Origin of the sequence: Rothia nasimurium (assembly GCF_049068285.1) — a bacterium.
Lineage (GTDB): Bacteria > Actinomycetota > Actinomycetes > Actinomycetales > Micrococcaceae > Rothia > Rothia nasimurium_I.
This window is the reverse complement of sequence record NZ_JBLKPV010000002.1, coordinates 84,804-104,573: the sequence shown is the minus strand read 5'-3', so window position 1 is coordinate 104,573 and position 19,770 is coordinate 84,804. Positions and strand designations below refer to the sequence as shown.

The window sequence follows — 19,770 nt, the reverse complement described above, 5'->3', positions numbered from 1 at the left end:
AAATGGCAGTTGGATCAAAGGATCTGAGCATCGACAAGCTCGCAGAGCTCTCCAATGAGAATCTGGTAGAGAAGCTGCGTGAGTCGAAGGAGGAACTGTTCAACCTCCGTTTCCAGGCAGCCACCGGTCAGCTTGAAAATCCCGGTCGTATCCGCTCAGTGAAGCGCGACATCGCACGTATTTACACCGTGCTGCGTGAACGCGAGCTCGGTATTCGTCCCGCAACCGAAGGTTAAATCACATGAGTGAAGTAAAGACTGAAGAGCGCGGCTACCGCAAGACTCGCCGCGGCTACGTTGTCTCCGACAAGATGGACAAGACTGTAGTCGTTGAGGTCGAGGACCGCGTAAAGCACGCCCTGTACGGCAAGGTTATGCGCCGTAGCTCCAAGATCAAGGCCCACGATGAGCAGAACTCTGCTGGTATCGGTGACCTCGTTCTCCTGGCCGAGACTCGTCCCCTGTCAGCCTCCAAGCGCTGGCGCATCGTCGAGATCCTCGAAAAGGCTAAGTAAACCCTAGGTTTTCTTAGAAGGACAAGATAAAAGGCTCCTGTTTTCCCCTTAGGGGAAACCAGGAGCCTTTTGCCGTATCAAGGACTTTCTACCTTATTCGTCAAGCCCAGGGGAACAGGCATAGCTGAGCAGACAGGGAAGGCGAGAATCTGAGCCTATGGTTTTGAGGCTGTACTCTTCCTTACCCCTGCCGCTCAAAGTGGAATCTAACAATGGCCTTTCACCTAAAGTTTCGACCAAGGATCCGCTTCCCGTCAGCTTATACAGGGCTTCGCCACGGGTCCACAGGGTCAAGAAGGTGGGAACAAAGTGTCCTGCCTCTAGGGCTTGTTTTAAACGAGCCTGGTCTGCCGGGTGAAAATAGCGGATGATCCTGATCGCCTTCTGCTCAAGGAGGGGAGCTACTCTAAGAGATTCGCAATCAATCCCTAGGTTATATTCGCCAGGGCCAAGAAGAACAGCCAGGTAATTAGCTGAATGACTGACTGAGACTGAACAGGTGGGCTGAATTGGCTTACCTGTAGGAGTTGTCTCCCAGCAGATATTTTCTATTCTCTGCCCTGTGTATGAAGCAATCGCCCTTTTAGCCAGCCACCGGTGCAAGAGCCACTGCCGGCCTAGGTGCCGGTGGCTAAACTCCTGAGCCCGTTTGTGTTCTCCTGGCTCTAGCTCTTCTCGATAGAGTGAAGGCGGAATCAAGCCCATAATCCTCTGCGAGTCATAAACCGCCATTTCTAGCTGGTGACTCCTGTGGGCGAATAGGGGTTTTATGGGCACGATGAAGCAAAGACCATGTTCGGACTGAGAAGGTTCTGGCAGGCTGAAAGGATTGTTTGCATCTTTGCCTCAGTTTCTGCCAGTTCTAGGTCTGGTTCAGAACCCTGCACGATTCCAGCTCCAGCCCACAGATCAATCGTCGATCCGTAGATATGAGCTGACCGTAGGATCAAGGACCAGCGCCCCTGACCTGCTCCGTCCATCCAGCCCACGAGCCCTGCAAAGTACTGACGGGGTGTTCGTTCAAGACGGGTTATGTGGGGGAGGGCAATGGCAGCGGGAGTACCACCCACAGCTGGGGTGGGGTGTATCTGTAAAGCCAGCTGCAAAGGATTGTAGGCAGCAGGTACCTGGGCACTCATCGGCGTTCCCAGATGATACATAGAATCTGTTTCAGTGATTTCTGGTGGGCAGATAGCTCCAAGACGAACCCCCGGCATGTTCTGGAGCTGCTGGCGGATATGCTCAACCACGAAAGAATGCTCGTAGAGATCTTTGGAGGAATTGAGGAGAACCTGCTGGGCTTCTTTGAGAGTTGAGCAGGTTTGTTTGTGCCGGGATCCAGCCAGCGGGTGAGTGTAAAAATGGTGGTCACGAACATCTGCAACGACTTCGGGGCTAGCGCCTACCCACTGCTGCTGATCTGCGGTTCTTAGGCAGAATGTATCAGCTCGGGGGTTAGCCCGGTGAAGGGCACCGGCTAAATCTAACCTCTGTAGGGGTTGGTTTTCGGCTACCGTATACCGTTTATACCTTCCCAGAACAATTTTGTGCAGTTCACCCTGCTTCAGGATAGTGAGGGCTCTTTCAACAGCTGACAGGTAGTGGCGCTCTTCTGCCTGGTTGAAGGAAATATCTGCTCTTAACCTGGAAGCCCCAGACGCTTGAGGTTCTTCCACTGGGCTAAAAAGTGTGCCCTTACCTACCAAGCCCGCGGGATCTTGAGCTTGAGGCTTGGGGGCTGCAAGCAGGTAGGCGGGTTCTTGGGGGTTGAAGGGGATGATTCCACAGACCACTTTGTCTTTGACAGGATTTCCCTCGCTGGAGGTAAGGGCCTCCCGGATAAATTTTCTAGCCTGAGCGGATCGTACCGGATCTTGGCAGATAGTTGAGCTTCTTACTCGATAGAGTTTTTGCTGGGTGATGAAATCAAAAGTCGCTGTATGGTTCATCGCTGGGTTGCCCCTCCATCGACGGTTAGCTCTGCCAGATTGATATGCCTAGCCGCAGGAGACAGGAGAAAAGCAACAGGGTGGGCGATATCTGCAGGATCTGCGACCCGTCCAAGTGGAATTCCTGTTCTGTAGAGCTGAGGATTGCCGGCGACACTTTCAGCAGTTCGGTCTTCGCCGCCCCACATGGTGTGGACCATAGGGGTTAGGGTAGTGCCAGGGTTGACGACGTTGGTACGTATCCGCCACGGTGCAAGTTCTAAGCCGAGTGATGTGGTGAAATGAGCAGCAAAGGCCTTGGACGCCCCGTAGGCTGCCATGTGCGCCCGTGGCCCGTTAGCAGCGTTGGAGGCAACAGTGACAATGGAGCGGTCTACCCCTTCTGTTTCCTGGGCCTGATTCACCATAGCGTGTGCAACTGCTTGGTAGAGGTGGACCATGGCGGTGACATTGAGAGCTAACAGAGAATCGAATTCTCGCAAATCAAGTTCTAAGACCGGTCCATGGACAAGAACACCGGCTACATGGGCCAGACCAATAAGGTCGTAATCTTGCGCTATAGCAGGAACGAAGGACCTCACCGCCTCGTGGTCGGTTAGGTCGAGAGCTGCAGGGATTACTCGTGATGGCCAGTTCTTGGTATGTACCTGGGCTTTTTCGAGGCTTTGGGCTGTATCGCTGGCAATGAGGTAGCAGTGTGAGAAGTCGGGCAGCTGGAGTAACAGATCGACCAGGGCGGTGCCGATTCCTCCTGTTGCGCCGGTGATGATGATTGCTTGTGGTTTGGTCATGAAAGTTCTAGGAGCTGGTTGGTGGTCGTGACGTAGCCACACCGGCTGGCGACGTAGCTGAGAGCTGAGCGATGGTAGGTAGCGTCGAAATCTGCCTGGGCATCTGCAATAAAGAAGACTTGGAAGCCCTTCATGAAGGCAGTGAGCGCGGTTGTTTGGCACCCGATATGCGAGTAAATACCGCTGATCCAGAGTTGATTTTTCCCAGCTGCCCGAAGGCGTTCTTCGAGGTCTGTGCGGTAAAAGGCACAGTAGCGCCATTTCGTGAGAACGGTATCTGCGTCAGTGGGGGCAAGCTCAGAAATGATGAGGGCGTCTTCTGTTTGGGTGAGTCCTGGCCCCCAGAAGTCGGTGAGTAGGGCCCTGTCGCCAGCAGTTTGCCGGGGCGGTTGTGCCGTGTAGATTACTGGCTGTTGGTGCTGATGAGCTGTGCGGATCAGGCGGGCTGTATTGGAAATTGCGGTCTGGATAGCGGACCCAGGTGCCCGGTCGAAGGCCTGCACAAAGTAGTTTTGCATATCGTGTACTAGCAAGGCTGCGCGTTCCCTATCTGGAATCCAGTCGACGGTGTTGGGAGGAAGGTCCTGGGAGCTAAGGGCGTAGCGATCGATGGTAGGGAGCATGATCGTCCTTCAGTGAGGTGGGGTCTACAGGGGAATAGGTGACGCTCATCTTCTACCCAGAGCTAGACCCTCAATAAGGGCAGAAAAATTTTGCGTAATTACCATTATTAAAGATAAGGTTAGCCTATCCTTAAAAACAAGTAATGACTCCCTGAGTCCGAAGGATAGTTCTGTGCCTCTCACCCGTCGACATCTTTTCCTTACAGCTAGCTTCTCTGCCCTAGCACTGTTTACTGCCTGTGCTGAAAAATCCACCGAGTCTGAGGCCCCATCAGATTTTGGGGCAGGACGTACGGTAACAGATATCGAGGGCAACACGGTTGCCCTGCCTGAAAACCCCCAAAGAATTGTGACCCTCTCCGAACCAACCCTTGACGCGGTATTAGCCTTGGGCATTACCCCGGTCGGAGCAGTTGCCGGACGGGGGCAAAGCGGCGCCCCCCATTATCTGGGGGATAAGGCAGCAGGTATAGAAATCGTTGGCACCGTCTCAGAACTACAGTATGAAGCGATCGGTGCTCTCTCCCCAGATTTAATTTTGGCTGACGGAACCAGTATCAATAACAGACCCGACGTCCTCGAGATCCTGCGAAACATTGCCCCGGTCGTCTTCTGCGGCTATGCTGGCGGGCTCTGGGAAACAAACTTCACCTACGTCGCCCAGGCCTTAGGTAAGACAAGCGAAGCAGAATCTTATCTGCAGGATTACAAGGCGTTTGTAGCGGCCACAGCCCAAGAACTGAGCCAGAAATATAGTTCTTCAACTTTCTCTATCGTTCGATGGCAGGGGAGCGGGCCATCTTTGATTCTGAAAGAGCTCCCTGCCGGTCAAGCCCTTGAAAGTCTTGGGCTGCAACGTCCTGGAAGCCAAGACAGGATGGGACGGGGTCATTCAGAACCTGTTTCTCTGGAGAACCTGGCCAGCATAGATGCGGACTACATGTTCTTGGGAACCCTGGGGGGAGCCAGCCAATCTGACCCTACAGCTGAAGGCTTAGCTAATGTCCAGGGGGCGCAACAGGCGCTAGAGCAAGCCGAAAAAACCTCCGGCTTCACAGATCTGAAAGCCTACCAGGCCGGACGGATCCTGCTGGTTGACGGTTCGCTGTGGACCTCTACCGGTGGCCCCTTGCTGATGCGAGGAATCATCGAAGACGTGAAAACACATTTGCTCTAAACAATTTGAGAAAACATACCATGAAAACACCACAAAGTTTGTCTTCCGTTCAGTACCTGCCGACCCTCACCGGGCTTGCCCTGGCCGCAAGTGTTGCCGCCTCAGGTCTCGTCCTGCAGCCAATCCTGGCGCCTGCTGCTTTTTTGGAAGGAAGTAGCCTGGCTATTGCCCAAGAAACCAACGCTACCAAGCAGGTAACTGTAAGCCAGGTGCTGAACGATGATGGAACGGTGACGGTGACCGGTAGTGGCTGGACCTCAACAGCCCCAGACCGCGGTGCCGTGGTTGCCTTTAAGTGGGATGGGGGAGCGGTCTTCAATCATGAGCTTCCGGCTCACCCCCTGACCGGACAACCCCTGACCGAAGCCCGTTTTGCAAACGTCAACTTCTATACGGTGGCAGCACCCGACGGTACCTTTAACGTCAATATCAAGCTGCCAGACTCTACAACAGCCAAGGTGCAGGACGCAGACTGGCAGGCAGGCAGCTCTCACACACTTCAGGCCCTGGCAGGTTCGCTGGCTGACGGTGATTCCCCTGGTTCTGTAGCTGCCTCATTTACTGTTCCCTCGACAAGCCTTGAGGACACATCAACCTGGCCTTCTGTAACAGCCGGTTCTGCACAGGTGCGTATCTCACCTGTAACAACAGGGGAGCAAGCCACCATTCGACTGATTGGGCAGGGCTGGACTAGAGAGGATGGCACCAGCGCTTCAACAGTATCGATCAAACTGGAATATCTGGATGCAGAAGGCAAGGTTCGCCAGTATGAACGAACCGATAGGGCGATTTCATCCTATTTGCAGTCTGTCGGGCGGGCAGCAGATCCTACGAGCTGGGGCCTGCTCATCCCAGATGCAGAGAGTGCCCAACCTGACCAGGGGCTACTAGCTATTGACGCTGACGGTAGCTTCGATATTGAACTTGAACTGCCTGAAGAAGTACAGAAAGGCTCAGCAGGGGACTACCTGGCAGTCTTCATCCAGTCCGGGCGAAACGCTGAAGCCGATGTGACTCGTTCTGTCCGCTCTGAACCAATACCGGTCAACGGGGTAGCTGGTTCTCTTCCTAGCGATGATGACCATCAGACCGTCTGCACCACAGACCTGGATAATCCCACCTTTGAAATCGTCAACCCCACCGTTGAACTGGGTGGGAAACTTCGTGTCGTGGGTGAGGGCTGGTGCAATACCGAAAACCAGCGGGCAACCACAGTTGCGGTGAAAATTGATGACGGTGGAATCAGTCGACTTGATACGTCCCTTCACTCGAATCGTACAATCTGGGCTATTTTGCACCCGGATCCCGCCACCGGCCGCATCGACGCCACCATCGACTTGCCTGACGGAACTACAGCAAGTTCTTCCCCTGCTCTGGCAGAGGGTAGCCACTCGCTGCGAGTGCTCTCTGGCTCTCTTGCTCCAGGGGACCGGGCCGTTACCTTAGGCGGCGTCGGAAAACTGGACTTCGTGATTGGGCGGTATTCTCCTCATGCCATTCCAGATACGCTCTCAAACGAAGACCTATCAGCTGCTTCTCAAGGTCATATGACGGCCCAACTCACGGGTAGAAATATGAGCGTAACCGTACCCGGGGCAGAGGCCGGCCAGTGGGTGATGATTAATCCCTATATCGGTGGGTCTGTGCGGAGCAACTGGGGCTCAGGCTGGGTCCAACTAGATGCCAATAAGTCTGTGAGCTACCTGCTACCGGAAGATCTAGCAGCAGGTGACTACCAGGTTGTCGCCCAAAGCGGGGAGCTAGAAAATTTTGGTGCCCTGCTGGGTTGGGCGTCCCTCACTGTCGCAGAAGCTCATCAGGAGACTGCGTCCACCCCGGCTACTCGACCCAGCCAATCCCAGGTGAGCGGGGCAACCGGCAACCTCTCAGCCTTCCCTGTTTCAGCTGCAGCTGGCTACAGCCTAGCTGAATCTGTCGCCCACAGCCCATTAGGTTCATCTGCCACCACAGCTGGTGGAATGAACGTCCCAGTCAGCCAGCTGGCCTCGCTGCCTTCTCAGGTGCTGCGGGCCCCCGCCCCTCGTCAGAATGTGGCCAGCCCCGTCACGAGCCCCACCGTAAAACCTGCCAGCACACCACCAGCCCCAGGAAAGGTCACCGAGCAGCCCGAAACAAGCAATAGCTCTGTTGTTCAAGCCGAAAACCCGGCAACAACCAGAAGCTCCTCGCTCCTTGACCCCAATAACCTCTTGCTGTGCGCAGCTGCAGCAGTTTTGCTCGCCACCCTCGCCCTCACCCGCCAAAAGAAAAAGTCATAAGGAAGAAGTATGTCTGTTTTCCCCAAGATGAGAGTCTTCTGCGTTGCGCTTGGTCTAGGAGTAGCCGCCTTATGCGGTCCAGTAGGTTTGGCACCTGCCCATGCCCTACCTCCGGGCGGAGCCGCAACCTCCAATACCCCCGGCACCAGTTCTAGCGTTTCACCTGCAAGCCTTCAGGCAGGCGATACTCTCACCTTCTCAGTCTCCGGTTTCCCCGCAGGCGAACAGCTCTACATCAAGGTTGATGACGGTGCAGCCTGCCCCTCAGACGCTGCCCAAGGCGCCTGCGTCGTCCACCAGCAAAAAATATCGAGTAACGGTACCGCTTCCGGTTCTTTCATCCTCTCGAAGGAACTGAGCGAAGGGCCCCATACCCTCCGCTTCCTGGCCACAGAAATTATGTACGATGCGGACGGCAACTATCAGGGGTCAAAGGGCTACACCAACCGATCGCCCGAATTTACCATCTCGGGTGTGAACGAATCATCAAGCGGTGGTACGACCGTCAACGTTGATCCGAGCGTCATCAATAGCATCGAAGAAAACGTAGCCCAGGCTGAAACTTCTAACCAGAACCAGATGGCTACTAACCCGGCCACAACAGATAGCCAGAACCAGGAGACTACTTCCTCATCAGCTGAATCTAGCGTGGCTACCGTCAGCACCGACACCGCAGCAGACGGAACCACCATCTACCTCGATGCTGAGGGTAATCCTATTAGCCAAGAAGAATATGAAGCCCTGCTAGCACAAGAAACAAGCACAGCTTCAGCCCCCGAAAGTCAGCAGGCCAGCCCATCAGCCACGATGAGCCCAACCGCCGGTGAAAGCTCAACAGCGTCAGCTCAGGCCCAAGCCAGCGCAAGCCAGGAACCCGAAGAAGAGTCTGCAGCAAGTATCGCTCAGCTGGGAACCTTCCCATGGGTGGGTGCGCTTGTCTTTGGGGCATCAATCATCGTGGCTGCCTTCGTCCTGCTGCGTCGTCACAAGACTTCTGAGAAATAAGCTCTCCTGAAACCACCGTATGACTACCTCACCTGTGCGCTCGCGCCTGCGAGACAAAGCCCTAGCCCCTCGGAGATACCTGGTGCTGACGGTCTGTGCGGCTGTGCTGGGTCTGACTCTTTTGCTATCCCTGAGGTTCGGTTCTAACGCCTTAGAAGGCCAAGACATATGGGCTGCTCTTGCAGGGGATAGCACTAGCCCTGCCTACACCATTGTTTGGGACCAGCGAATCCCGCGTACCCTCCTTGCCCTGGTGTGCGGGGCAGCTTTGGCTGTCGCTGGATCCCTGATGCAAACCCTGACGCGCAATCCGCTTGCTGATCCCGGTCTTCTGGGGGTCAACGCGGGAGCCTCTTTAGCCGTGGTTCTTGCCGTGGTGATTTTGGGGCCCCTCCCCATCCTGACTCTCATGGGCGCTGCTTTCATGGGAGCTTTGGTGAGCGTGGGGGCAGTCTTTGCCCTGGGTAGCTCAAAAGGGCAGTCGATGTCGCGTTTTATTTTGGCCGGTGTTGCTTTGGCAGCGTCCCTGACCGCCATCACTCAGGCACTCCTGCTTGCTAATCAGACGGCCTATAACGAATTTCGTTTTTGGGCAGCTGGGTCCCTTGAAGGACGCGGGTATGAGGTGCTGCTTCCCACCTCCGTTCTCGTTGGCTTAGCTCTGATCCTAGGATTTTGGCTCATTCCCTCCCTGCGTACGCTAGCGCTCGGGGCAGAAGCTGCACTGGCGCTGGGAACCTCAGTGAAAAAAATTACCTGCCTTACATTACTGACGGTGTCTCTCCTAGCGGCAATATCAACCGCCGCGATTGGCCCTCTTGCCTTCGTTGGGCTAGCGGTACCTTTTATCCTCCGAACCCTTCTGGGCAACAAGGTGGGCTGGGTGACTGCAGGGGCTGTGCTGGCAGGTCCCGCCTGGCTCATTGCAAGTGACGTTTGTGCTCGCACTATCATGGCGCCTGCAGAAATTCAGGTAGGAATCATCACCACCCTGCTTGGAGGCCCTCTCTTCCTGGCCCTGATGTCTCGACGAAAGGTACGCGAGCTATGACCTACCGCATCCGAGCCGTCACCCTCTCCGCCCTACTTAGCTCTTTACTCCTCGGACTGTGGGTTTTGATGCAGGGGGATTACAACCTCACAGTTACAGACGTTGTAGCTGCCCTCAGCGGCTCCGAAACAGGGCTGGGAAGCTATTTCGTCCGGGAAATTCGAGCTCCCCGAATACTAGCTGCCCTCCTCGTAGGAGCTGCCCTGGGACTATCGGGGGCAATTTTCCAAACCATCACCCGCAACCCTCTGGGATCCCCTGACGTCATAGGGTTCACGCACGGGGCAGCTACCGGGGCCCTCTGCGCCATGATTGTGTGGGGAACCAGTCCCTGGGGTACTGCCCTAGGCGCAATCGTAGGAGGAGCTACCACCTCCTGCGCGGTCTATCTGCTTACTCGATCAAGAGGCCTTGAAGGGTTTCAACTGATCCTGGTTGGCCTGGGGCTAGGCGCAACCCTAGCGGCAGTAAACTCCCTGCTAGTAGTGCAGGCCTCTGTGACACAAGCTCAAACAGCAGCAGCCTGGCTGGCAGGCTCCCTGAACAGTATGACCTGGGGCAAAGTAGCCCTTCTAGCTCTCCCGCTTGCCCTGGTAGCCCCGCTACTTCTCTGGCTTGCCAGGCCCCTGCGGACCCTCAACTACGGGGATACCCTGGCCCAGGGCATCGGGGTGCCAGTAGCCAGCGTCAGGCTAATAAGCCTCATTCTGGGAGTGCTCCTGGTCGCCCTAGCAACAGCACTGACTGGCCCCATTGCCTTTGTTGCTCTTGCAGCTCCTCATATCGCCCGTCATCTGAGCCACCAAGCAGCTGGGAACCTAGGCACAGCAGCCTGCACGGGTGCCTTCATCACCCTAGCGGCAGACGCCCTAGGCCAGTTTGCCTTCCCTACCTCCCTCCAAGTCGGAGTCGTCACCGGAGCCCTCGGCGGCCTGTACCTCATTTTCCTCATCTACAGAGCACGACGTAAGGACAGCAGTGAGTAAGTTAAACGAGAGTGCGCTAGAAGCCAAAGACCTCCATGTCGCCTACGAGAAGCACCCCGTACTTCACGGTATCAACTGCTCAATCCCTCGCGAAGAGCTAACCGTGATTCTAGGTCCTAATGCCTGCGGCAAATCAACTCTTCTCAAGACCTTTGCGAGAATCCACCAGCCAACAGCAGGAGAAATATATCTTCAAGGGCAGAAAATTACAGACCTATCAAACCGGTCAATAGCCCAGACTCTAGCCCTACTACCCCAGAGCCCCCACGCGCCAGACTCCGTCGCCGTCGCGGACGTCGTGGCTCTAGGACGTTACCCCTACCAAGGCTTCCTGGGAAGAATGCGGAGAGAAGACCACCGTATCTGCCAAGAAGCCATGGATGCCTGCGGCATAGCAGACCTCAAAGACAGAACCCTACAAGAGCTATCCGGCGGCCAGCGACAAAGAGTGTGGATAGCAATGACCCTAGCCCAAGACACACCCCTGCTTTTACTCGATGAGCCCACCACCTACCTGGATATCACTCACCAGCTCCAGGTGCTTGATCTGGCAGCTGAACTTCACCGGCAGGGGAAAACGCTTCTGCTGGTGCTACACGACCTCAACCTGGCTTTCCGCTACGCCACTCACCTCATCCTGATGAAAGCCGGAACAATCATGGCAGAAGGTCCACCCCAAGAGATTGTCACCCCGCAAATCATTGAACAGGTCTTTGACATCAAGGCCAGTATCATCACCGACCCCCATAGCCATACCCCGCTCATGATTCCCCACGATACCCGCAACCCCTAGACCTTCATGAAACATCCAGTAGCCATGAACCAGACCCCCCAACCTCCCAAACGTCCCCGTCCTAGCCCCGTCCCTAGAACCACCTCACCCCGTATCTCAGCCCTCCTGGAGGCACGAAACTCCGGGTACTTGACGGACCAAGACCTCAGCACCCAGATCAGCCACCTGATGCATCAGCTACCGCTCCTTGAAACGAGCAAGCCTAACCACAGCATCGTCACCTTTATCTACACTCAAACAGAGCCCCTAGAATCAGTGCTCCTGTTCGCAAATCGGCTGACAGATGAGACTAATCTTGAAGCAACACTTCTCGAAAAAATCCCTGCAACCCCCTACTGGTATGCCTCCTTTGAGCTAGAAAATAACTGGCGAGCCTCGTACTGCTTCTTACCCACCCCTCAAGGCCAGCAACCCGCCTGGCTCAGTAGCACCCACCACCCCCAGCTGAGGGCAGCACTCGACGCCGGCCAGGCAGACCCCGCCAACCCCCGCCACTGCCCGAACAGGGGAGGTAACCTGCTCTCCGTCGTTGAGCTGCAGCAGGCCCCAAATGCCCCCTATCCAGCTGACTATCGTGTACCTTATCAGCCTCACTGGAACACATACACCCCCCAAAAACTCCACCCCGATCAAGGCGCCCTAGACTACGAACTCCTTCCCATTGGCGTCCCCACCGATACCTCGCCACTCTTCATCATCTTTGACGGAGAAATATGGTCCCACCAAGGCCTGCCCGCAGCAAGTGCTCAAGCAGTCAAGGACGAAAAACTACAAGACCACTACCTGCTGCTGATCCACTCCGGCGGCCGCGAACAACGCTGGAAACAACTCGGACAAGACAGCCCCCTGCTGGCAGAGATCGCCACCGGCCTGCTGCCCCACCTGGCTCACACATACGCCCTCAGACTCCGCCCAGAACGGACCGTCCTTGTGGGCCAAAGCCTCGGTGCGCTCGCTGCCCTCACCGGCGTCCTTACCTACCCCCAAATCTTTGGAATTGCCCTAAGCCAGTCAGCCTCCCTGTGGAACCCCTCCGCAGAACAAGCCCTGGAGAAAGCCAGCTCCACCCTGCCTCCCTCCCAAAGGCAAAAAATCCGACTCTACCTAGAATGCGGAACCCAAGAATGGGTACTCCTCGAACCCCACCAGGATTTTGTACAAGCTGCCCACACAGCAGGGATTGACGCCCAACTCACGACATATAACGGTGGCCATGACTACGCCTGTTGGAGAAACAGCCTCGTGGGCTACTTAATCCAAATCTTTCCTGCCCCTCAAAACGAAAGCTAACACCCCATGACAAAGACGTCGGCCCGCAGCCCCCTACAGCCCATCGCCCCCATGCCCGAAGAGTTTGCCCGTACCTATCGGGAGGCTGGCTACTACCAGCCAGAGACTTTCCCCGAATTTATAGAAAATATCTTCAAAAAATACCCCGATAACATTGCCGCCCATGGAATTAGTACCCGGGGAAACTACCCGGTATCCAGCACCGAAACTCAGAGCTGGACCTACCGGCAGCTAGAGCAGGAAGCCCATACAGCTGCCCACCATATCCGGAGCTTCGGCATTAGCCCGGGCGATCGCGTCATCTTACAGCTTCCTAACACCCTTGAATTTCTCGCCTATATGCTTGGGGCTTTTATTGCCGGTACCCTGCCCATCTTTGCCCTCCCGAAACACCGTGCTCAAGATTTGGCCCACTATGCGCGAACCACAGATGCAGCCCTGCACCTCTTTGCCCAAGGCGCAGAAAACACAGATTACTGGGCTCTTTACGCCGACTACAGTAAGCAACTCCAAAAAGAAGGGGTAGAACCTCCCCAGGCCCTAGACCTGACCCAGGCACCTGCTGTCCATCAGGAACAAGACCTGAAGTATGATCAGCCAATAGCCGACCGCGGGGCAAGAATCCTCAGCGAAAATACGGCCCTCTTCCAACTCTCTGGCGGAACCACCGGGCTATCCAAACTCATTCCCCGAACCCACGCAGATTATCTCTACTCCGTTCGTGCCTCAGCAGAAATTTGTGGGGTAACAGAAGAGACAACTAACCTCGTGGTGCTCCCTGCTGCCCATAACTTCACCATGAGCTCGCCAGGTATTCTAGGCTCTCTATACCGCGGAGCGACCCTGGTCTTTGCCCACGACCCTAGCCCCCAAACCTCTTTTGCCCTGATTCAACGCCACCAGGTAACCCAGGTTTCCTTAGTGCCCCCGCTCCTACAGAGCTGGTTGCTCTTGGCTGAGCGTCGTTCGCTGAGCTTGCCCAGTTTAAAAGTTATTCAGGTAGGTGGGGCCAAGTTATCTCCTACCCTGGCCCGAAAAATTACGCCTCAGCTAGGGGCAACCCTGCAACAGGTCGCTGGTATGGCAGAGGGGCTGGTGAATTACACCCGGTTGGGCGATGATCCCGAAACAGTGTGTTCCACCCAGGGCCGACCCATTAGCCCCCACGATGAAATCAAGGTCGTAGATGAACGGGGTAGGGAGGTCGGCACCGGCCAGGTAGGGGAATTGCTGACCCGCGGCCCCTATACCATCCGTCAGTACTACGGTGCTGGCACCCAGTCAGGGGCCAACTTTACTGAAGATGGCTTCTACCGCACTGGGGATTTGGTGAAGATTGACGGGCTGGGAAACCTTGAAATGGTAGGCCGTATCAAAGACCAGATTAATCGCGCAGGAGAAAAGATATCGATTGATGAGCTTGAGGACGCTGCCCTGCAGTTGGCAGATATCAAGGACGCTATTGCTATCGGCATCCCAGATGAACGGCTAGGGGAAAAGGTGGGTCTGGCTCTCACCCTTCAGGAAGCAGCCCAGCGCCCCACCGTGCAGTCGGTGAGGAAGCAGCTTCGGGCGTTAGGGCTGAGTGAGTACAAACTCCCAGACCAGGTTTTCGTCCTCAATGACCTACCCCTGACCAATGTTGGAAAAATTTCACGAAAAGATCTCAGGTCCCAGCTCGCACAAGAGCTGCTCGGCCCCAAGCACTCACAGTAAGGACGCTCCTATGTCACTTGACCAGCTAAAAGAACTTCTCGCCGCCTATCTTCCCCAGGGCTCACAGGATCTTGAGCCGTCTAGCAATATTTTTGATGCAGGTCTAGATTCAATGGGGGCTTTCCTCTTACTCGATGACCTGGCATCTGCCGGGTATCAGATTGAATTTACAGACTTAGTTGCCCATCCCACCCTTCACTTTTTGAGGGAGGCGACTGCCTAAGATGTCACTGACCTGGTACCCTCTTCCTCGTTCTGCTCAGGGAATCTTTTTTGCTACTGAGCTTGAGCCTGAAGGTTCTAGCTACATCACAGCTGAGCTGATAATGTTTGAAACCCTCTTGGACGCAGGGCTCCTGCGACGAGCTATCCGAGCAGTTTATGCGGAACACGAAACCCTAAGAACTGTCATTGAGCTAGGGGATAGGGGCCAGGGCCAGCGGGAGGTGGTGTGGGCTGCGCTTCCAGCGGAGGAGCATAGTCAGCGTCTACAGATTTTAGAAGAGCTATCCCTTGAGGCAACACCGGGAGATGAAGAAGCAACCGTATTAGCCTGGGCCCAGCAACGGCGCCAAAAACCCATGCCCGTGTGCCAGGGGCAGGGACTCGATTCTGCCCTGGTGCAGGTCAACGGCCAGCACTGGTTTTATCATTCCGTTCACCACCTCCTTGCTGACGGTTTTGCTGCCTATGAGATCCTGCGGCAGATTTTTTCTGCCTACAGCCAGCTAGAGGCTGGCGCAGTACTGACTTTCCACAAGCGTCCTTCTCTGGCTGAGCTTGCTGAAGAAGACGCTCACCTTCAGCAGGAGCTGGAGATTCAGCGTGCCGCCTACCTGCAGAAACTACCGGAGCTTGCCTGGGGTGAGGACCCGAGCCTGGATGTTGCTCCTGGTGCTGGTGGCCCAGGGGGAGCAAATGACGTTGTGCGTGTTCGAGTCCCACTCTCTTCTGAGTTGCAGAGCACCTACCGGAAAATTGGTGACCTCACGAGGGCTTCTTGGCCGCACATGATGGTTGCGGCAGTAGGTGCTTTTCTGGGCAGGCATCAGGGGGTTGACTCCTTCCGGGCTCTGGTTCCGCAAATGAACCGGCTGATACCGGGGCTCCCTCCTCGGCTGAGTGCTCAAACAGCTTTGAGTGCTGTGAACCTGCTTCCGCTTGTCTGCCCTGCCCGTGGTAAGGCCCGGAAAGCGCTAGAAGCGGTGCAAGCTGGGATGAAATATAACGCCGAACATGCCCTTGCGCCCTATGAAGATCTGCAGGCACGCGCCTCCCAGGAAGGGGTACTGCTGGGGGGAGCCCAGATTAATATCGTACCCTTCGATGCCCACTTTAGTGCCGGCAGCGCAGGGAGAGGGCGCGTTATCAACGTGGCAGCCGGGCCGGTTCCCCATATGACCGTGACCGTCCGCGGGATGCCCTATCGGGGGCATGAGCTTTCGGTAGAAATCGACATCAATGCTGATCTGCTCCTGGCCCAAGATGCTGATGCTTTAGCGCAGCGACTTGTTCATTGGCTAGGCAAGTGGGCTCAGATTGCCCTCGACGATGGTTCTATGGACTCTCTGTCTTTGCTGAGTCCAGGCGATGAAGTTCTGCTGGAGTCTTTGGAGGGGGAGCACGTTGACCTAGATTTTAAGCCCCTTGCAGCTATCTTGGAGCAGAAGGCACAGGAAATCCCTCATCAGGTAGCTTTTGTTGAGGCTCCTGCCTACCAGCAGGGTTCCTGGAATTTTCAGGGGGAACGGGAACTGACTTATGCCCAGCTTCGAAATAGCAGCATGAGTTTGGCTCTTGAACTGGCTAGCTGGGGAGTAGACCGGGGGAGCAGGGTCGGGGTCCGGGGCCACCGCAGCCTCGAGTTCATGGTTGTGGTTTTTGCTCTAACCTATCTTGGAGCGGTCTATGTTCCCCTTGAGCCTTCGCTTCCGGGTAGCAGGGTTCGTAGCATGTGTCAGGATGCCGAACTTGAGTTAGTTGTGAGCAGCGATTACTTGAGTCAGCTGCAGCTTGAAGACCTAGCCCAAGAGTACGGGGTGAAGGTCATGAGCTTCCCGGAACATCTTGAAGATAGGGAAGCTGAGGGTGATCTCGCTGCGATGAAGGGGCTGACTCTTGGTGCTGATGAGCTGGCCTATATCTTGTTTACATCCGGTTCTACCGGCCGCCCCAAAGGCGTGGGTGTTAAAGCCCTAGCCCTCCACAACCGCCTCGCCTGGCAGAGTCAGCTCATTAGCCTAGGGCAGGAAGACCGGGTCTTGCATAAGACTCTTATTTCCTTTGACGTTCATATCTGGGAGCTCTATTGGGGAGTGACCCAAGGGACGAAAACTGTGCTTTGCGCCCCGTGGGGGCACCGCGACCCCGCCTATTTAGCGAGGATTATCAGGAGTTCTGCAATTGATGTGCTTCACTTTGTGCCAAGTATGCTGGCAGCCTTTGTGAGGTCGAAGCAGGCGCAAGAGCTCATGCAAGGATGGGATGGGCCGCGGGCCCTAGTGTGTTCCGGGGAGGCTCTTGAAGCATCCTTGGTTCGGCAGGCCCACCAGGTGATGGGCGCAAAAATCTATAACTTTTATGGGCCGACTGAAGCTGCAATTGACGTCACGGCTTACTGCCTGGATCTCGGGCAGGTGCCTGATCTTGTGCCCATGGGGAAACCTGTATGGAATACTGCAGTATCGATTCGGGATGCAGCGGGCCAGCTGTGCCCACCGCTGATGCGCGGTGAGCTCTACCTGCACGGAGTGCAGGTGAGTGACGGCTACCTTAACCGGCCAGATATGACAGCTGCAGCTTTTTCGTCTGACGATTTCGGTCAACCGGTATACGCCACAGGCGATGTTGTGGTGTGGGGCAAAGATAACCTGCTGTATTACCGGGGGCGGCTAGACCACCAAATAAAAATCCGGGGCCAAAGGGTTGAACTTACAGAAATTGAGACTGTTCTTTCTGAAGCCCCTTCTCTTGCCAGCAGCTGCCTTATCTACCGTCAGGAAGGGGCTAAGGAGTACCTCCTCGCCTTTGTCGAGGCGGCTCCCGGAATGGGCTCTGAGGAAGCGGTAGATCTTGCCCGGAACCATGCTGCCCGGCACCTGAGTGACTACATGATTCCTACCCACTGGCAGGTTCTTGAGAATCTTCCGCTGACTGTTAATGGGAAGATTGACCGCTCCCAGCTGATGGGCTATCCCCTGCCGGAGGAAGAAGTTGGGGAAGTACCCCCACCAAGTTTTACGGTTGAACGGTGTTGCCGGGTCTTTAGTCGTGTCCTAGGGCAGGAGGTGGGGGCTGCTACTGACTTTTTCTCGGCTGGTGGTCACTCCTTACTGGCCATGGTTCTGGCAGAGGAGCTGGGTCAAGAATTCGGGTGTGAGGTTTCTGTGGTGAGTATTTTTGCCAACCCTACGCCCGAGGGATTTGCTGCCAGCATGTTTCAGGAGGAATTGGACGATTTTGATCCCTGCTTGATGCTGCGTTCTGGAGACGGCGGTGCCCCCGTCATCTTTCTGCCTCCAGCAGGAGGGTTGGGCTGGTGCTATGCTCCTTTGCTTTCAGCAGTTCCTGAGAGCAGCCCGGTTTTTCTGATTCAGGCTGAAGAATATTCTGGGGCCAGCAGAGGGGAGTCATCTTCTCTCACGGAGGCAGCTGGTAGGGCCCTTGAAAGACTGCTTGAGATGCAGAACTCTAACCTGCGGGGAGCTACTCTCGTGGGTTGGTCTTTAGGCGGCATGATGGCACAAGAATTGGCTTGCAGGTTGGAGGCAAGGGGGCTTCCTCCCCAGAAAGTTCTTGTTCTGGACGCCTACCCCCAGTCCTACTGGAGGACCTTCCCTCCTGCCCAAGAGGAAGACCGCTGGCGGGCTATTGCGAGATTGGGTGGCCTAGAGCTACAGCAGGAAGACCTGACAGAAGCTGGTGTCATAGAGGCCCTGAGGCTAAGTGGTAGTGCCCTTGGCTCTTTGCCGCCTGAGCGATTACAGGTCTGTTTGAAGCTGGTTCAAAAAGCGATGGAGTGGGTTCGTCAGGGAACTCCTTCCCCTCTTGAAGCTCCCCTCGTTCTACTAGCGGCTCAGCAGACATTGGATGCAGGTGCCCCCGGCCAGGCCTGGAAGGCGTATTGCTCAGATTACGAGCTTGTCGTGGCTGAGGGGGGTCATACGGACGTGCTGAAAGCGGCTCTGATTGAGCTAATTCTGCAAGGTCCTGCCAATTAAGAAAGAAAAATATGACCTAATGTGGAAAAATGCTTGCCTCCAGTCATTAATTAGGTAAAACTTAACTATGTATTCGGTAAGGCTATCCTTATATAACGCTGAATGTATCCTAATTGGGCCTCGTTGCCCTGCCCCACCACACATGTATTAAGAGGACAGATGAAACTCACTCATCAGACACCCCGCCGTACCCGCTCCCGCTTCCTTCTTACCGGTAGTGCAACAGCAATGATGCTCGGTGCTCTTCTGGTTGCTCCTGTCACCTCAGCAGAGAGCGCATTTGCAAATGATCCTGCCCAGAACTGCACCTTCCGAGCGTTTAACGTTGCCTCAACCCAGTACCAGGGCCTGCCCGGGCAGTACCAGCTGGGGTACTCAGCGGCAAACGATACCCTGTGGGTTACAGGTTCTAGCGGGCGTCCACCTATCATGACCTCAACCCTTGCAAAGGTTGACCCGGCAACCATGCAAATTACCCACACTGTCGGTCTAAACACTGCCAGCTACTCACCTCGTGGTTGGGAAGGGGAAAACCCTGCTGGATTCCAGGTCGCGGGTGCCTACGGCGTTGGAGTAGATGACGTCAACGGCACCGTGTGGGTCACCAATACCCGCACTAACAGTGTGACGGCCTTTGACCAGACCACCATGAAGCAGGTCTTTACGACCTTGGGTCTTCCTGAGGGCCAGGCCATCACAACCGCCCATCCGCGCGAAGTGCGGGCCTCGCAGGGCAAAGTCTTCATCGGAACCCAGGGGGCTATCGTCGTTCTAGATGGCGCCACCTACCAGCATCTTGCAACCATTCCCGTCAGTGACACTTCTGGCCGGGCCGCAAGCGTCATGAATTTCGCCCTGGATGATGAAGCAGGCCTAGGCTATTTCCCTGTCTTTGGCACCCCTAAGCTGGTTGTTGTCGACCTCAATACGCTTACTGTCGTCAATGAATTTGCCCTGCAGGGTAACGACGCCAGTGCAAACCTCGTCGCATCAGATGTCACCTTTGATCGCTCACTCAACGAACTCTATGTATCAAGCCAGGGATCCAAGGGCGTCAACGCAGGCGTTGGGGTCTATGATAAGACCACCGGTGCCTTCAAGAACTGGATCAATTTTGGGACCCAGGGGCTTTCCATTGACGCTGACGAAGCCCGAGACCTGGTCTATGCAACCGACCTAGCCACCGGCTCCTACTACGTCATCGACGGGCAAACTGACCGAATTGCCAGCACCGTAACACGTACCGTCGGCGAAGGCATGGGGGCAAACGACGTTGTTGTAACCCCCCACGGTGTTATCGGTCTTGAGCGCGGAACCGCCTTTACCGGTGTGGAAGTACCTTTTACCCTTGACTACAAGACCGGCAAATACGTTAC

The 19,770-nt window shown here is 55.6% G+C and carries 16 protein-coding genes; 12 read left to right on the top strand and 4 right to left on the bottom strand.

Going from position 1 to position 19,770, the window contains the following annotated elements:
• Window positions 1-2: 2 nt before the first annotated feature.
• Both rpmC and rpsQ read left to right on the top strand, forming a co-directional pair.
• The gene (gene rpmC / locus ACMXX3_RS02510; RefSeq protein WP_083090723.1) at window positions 3-236 is read left to right on the top strand and encodes a 50S ribosomal protein L29; all 234 of its coding nucleotides are present in this window, start codon (window positions 3-5) and stop codon (window positions 234-236) included.
• 5 nt (window positions 237-241) lie between these two features.
• Window positions 242-514, top strand: coding sequence for a 30S ribosomal protein S17 (gene rpsQ / locus ACMXX3_RS02505; protein WP_237188171.1), 273 nt, complete (start codon window positions 242-244; stop codon window positions 512-514).
• A gap of 93 nt (window positions 515-607) precedes the next feature.
• Here rpsQ and ACMXX3_RS02500 read toward each other — a convergent pair whose 3' ends face one another.
• The 4 genes from ACMXX3_RS02500 to ACMXX3_RS02485 form a co-directional block, all read right to left on the bottom strand.
• Entirely contained in the window at window positions 608-1,219 is a 612-nt protein-coding gene (locus ACMXX3_RS02500; RefSeq protein WP_421083381.1) for a 4'-phosphopantetheinyl transferase family protein, read from the bottom strand.
• A 62-nt stretch (window positions 1,220-1,281) separates the two neighbouring features.
• Window positions 1,282-2,463, bottom strand: a complete 1,182-nt coding sequence (locus ACMXX3_RS02495; protein ID WP_421083213.1) for an isochorismate synthase — start codon at window positions 2,461-2,463, stop codon at window positions 1,282-1,284.
• Window positions 2,460-3,254: an SDR family NAD(P)-dependent oxidoreductase gene (locus tag ACMXX3_RS02490; protein ID WP_421083212.1), complete on the bottom strand. Its 795-nt coding sequence runs from the start codon at window positions 3,252-3,254 to the stop codon at window positions 2,460-2,462. The genes ACMXX3_RS02495 and ACMXX3_RS02490 overlap by 4 nt, the downstream gene beginning before the upstream one ends.
• Complete coding sequence (locus ACMXX3_RS02485) at window positions 3,251-3,877, bottom strand: isochorismatase family protein (RefSeq protein ID WP_421083211.1); 627 nt, start codon at window positions 3,875-3,877, stop codon at window positions 3,251-3,253. Before ACMXX3_RS02485 ends, ACMXX3_RS02490 begins: the two co-directional genes overlap by 4 nt.
• Window positions 3,878-4,049: 172 nt before the next feature.
• Between ACMXX3_RS02485 and ACMXX3_RS02480 the strand changes: the two genes are divergently transcribed.
• From ACMXX3_RS02480 to ACMXX3_RS02435, 10 genes are read left to right on the top strand one after another with little or no spacing between them, the layout of a single operon-like run.
• Window positions 4,050-5,054, top strand: coding sequence for an ABC transporter substrate-binding protein (locus ACMXX3_RS02480; RefSeq protein WP_421083210.1), 1,005 nt, complete (start codon window positions 4,050-4,052; stop codon window positions 5,052-5,054).
• Between the two features lie 20 nt (window positions 5,055-5,074).
• Entirely contained in the window at window positions 5,075-7,333 is a 2,259-nt protein-coding gene (locus ACMXX3_RS02475) for a hypothetical protein (RefSeq protein WP_421083209.1), read from the top strand.
• A 9-nt stretch (window positions 7,334-7,342) separates the two neighbouring features.
• On the top strand, window positions 7,343-8,338 hold the full coding sequence (locus tag ACMXX3_RS02470) for a plasmid partitioning protein (RefSeq protein ID WP_421083208.1): 996 nt from the start codon (window positions 7,343-7,345) through the stop codon (window positions 8,336-8,338).
• Window positions 8,339-8,357: 19 nt separating this feature from the next.
• The gene (locus ACMXX3_RS02465; RefSeq protein WP_421083207.1) at window positions 8,358-9,389 is read left to right on the top strand and encodes a FecCD family ABC transporter permease; all 1,032 of its coding nucleotides are present in this window, start codon (window positions 8,358-8,360) and stop codon (window positions 9,387-9,389) included.
• Window positions 9,386-10,375, top strand: a complete 990-nt coding sequence (locus ACMXX3_RS02460) for a FecCD family ABC transporter permease (protein ID WP_421083206.1) — start codon at window positions 9,386-9,388, stop codon at window positions 10,373-10,375. The genes ACMXX3_RS02465 and ACMXX3_RS02460 overlap by 4 nt, the downstream gene beginning before the upstream one ends.
• Window positions 10,368-11,168 carry an ABC transporter ATP-binding protein gene (locus ACMXX3_RS02455; protein ID WP_421083205.1) on the top strand — a complete coding sequence of 267 codons (801 nt, stop codon included), beginning with the start codon at window positions 10,368-10,370 and terminating at the stop codon, window positions 11,166-11,168. Before ACMXX3_RS02460 ends, ACMXX3_RS02455 begins: the two co-directional genes overlap by 8 nt.
• A gap of 6 nt (window positions 11,169-11,174) precedes the next feature.
• Window positions 11,175-12,458 carry an enterochelin esterase domain-containing protein gene (locus ACMXX3_RS02450; protein ID WP_421083204.1) on the top strand — a complete coding sequence of 428 codons (1,284 nt, stop codon included), beginning with the start codon at window positions 11,175-11,177 and terminating at the stop codon, window positions 12,456-12,458.
• Window positions 12,459-12,464: 6 nt separating this feature from the next.
• The gene (locus ACMXX3_RS02445; RefSeq protein ID WP_421083203.1) at window positions 12,465-14,174 is read left to right on the top strand and encodes a (2,3-dihydroxybenzoyl)adenylate synthase; all 1,710 of its coding nucleotides are present in this window, start codon (window positions 12,465-12,467) and stop codon (window positions 14,172-14,174) included.
• A gap of 10 nt (window positions 14,175-14,184) precedes the next feature.
• The gene (locus tag ACMXX3_RS02440; RefSeq protein WP_237185991.1) at window positions 14,185-14,397 is read left to right on the top strand and encodes an acyl carrier protein; all 213 of its coding nucleotides are present in this window, start codon (window positions 14,185-14,187) and stop codon (window positions 14,395-14,397) included.
• A gap of 1 nt (window position 14,398) precedes the next feature.
• Complete coding sequence (locus ACMXX3_RS02435; RefSeq protein ID WP_421083202.1) at window positions 14,399-18,394, top strand: amino acid adenylation domain-containing protein; 3,996 nt, start codon at window positions 14,399-14,401, stop codon at window positions 18,392-18,394.
• Window positions 18,395-19,770: the final 1,376 nt, after the last annotated feature.

Excerpts from the sequence above, each read along its gene's own strand:
- rpsQ (WP_237188171.1), top strand. The coding sequence starts at position 242 with ATGAGTGAAGTAAAGACTGAAGAGCGCGGCTACCGCAAGACTCGCCGC.
- ACMXX3_RS02470 (WP_421083208.1), top strand. The coding sequence starts at position 7,343 with ATGTCTGTTTTCCCCAAGATGAGAGTCTTCTGCGTTGCGCTTGGTCTA.
- ACMXX3_RS02445 (WP_421083203.1), top strand. The coding sequence starts at position 12,465 with ATGACAAAGACGTCGGCCCGCAGCCCCCTACAGCCCATCGCCCCCATG.
- ACMXX3_RS02450 (WP_421083204.1), top strand. The coding sequence starts at position 11,175 with ATGAAACATCCAGTAGCCATGAACCAGACCCCCCAACCTCCCAAACGT.
- ACMXX3_RS02475 (WP_421083209.1), top strand. The coding sequence starts at position 5,075 with ATGAAAACACCACAAAGTTTGTCTTCCGTTCAGTACCTGCCGACCCTC.
- ACMXX3_RS02490 (WP_421083212.1), bottom strand. The coding sequence starts at position 3,254 with ATGACCAAACCACAAGCAATCATCATCACCGGCGCAACAGGAGGAATC.
- ACMXX3_RS02500 (WP_421083381.1), bottom strand. The coding sequence starts at position 1,219 with ATGGGCTTGATTCCGCCTTCACTCTATCGAGAAGAGCTAGAGCCAGGA.
- rpmC (WP_083090723.1), top strand. The coding sequence starts at position 3 with ATGGCAGTTGGATCAAAGGATCTGAGCATCGACAAGCTCGCAGAGCTC.
- ACMXX3_RS02435 (WP_421083202.1), top strand. The coding sequence starts at position 14,399 with ATGTCACTGACCTGGTACCCTCTTCCTCGTTCTGCTCAGGGAATCTTT.
- ACMXX3_RS02465 (WP_421083207.1), top strand. The coding sequence starts at position 8,358 with ATGACTACCTCACCTGTGCGCTCGCGCCTGCGAGACAAAGCCCTAGCC.
- ACMXX3_RS02440 (WP_237185991.1), top strand. The coding sequence starts at position 14,185 with ATGTCACTTGACCAGCTAAAAGAACTTCTCGCCGCCTATCTTCCCCAG.
- ACMXX3_RS02485 (WP_421083211.1), bottom strand. The coding sequence starts at position 3,877 with ATGCTCCCTACCATCGATCGCTACGCCCTTAGCTCCCAGGACCTTCCT.
- ACMXX3_RS02460 (WP_421083206.1), top strand. The coding sequence starts at position 9,386 with ATGACCTACCGCATCCGAGCCGTCACCCTCTCCGCCCTACTTAGCTCT.
- ACMXX3_RS02495 (WP_421083213.1), bottom strand. The coding sequence starts at position 2,463 with ATGAACCATACAGCGACTTTTGATTTCATCACCCAGCAAAAACTCTAT.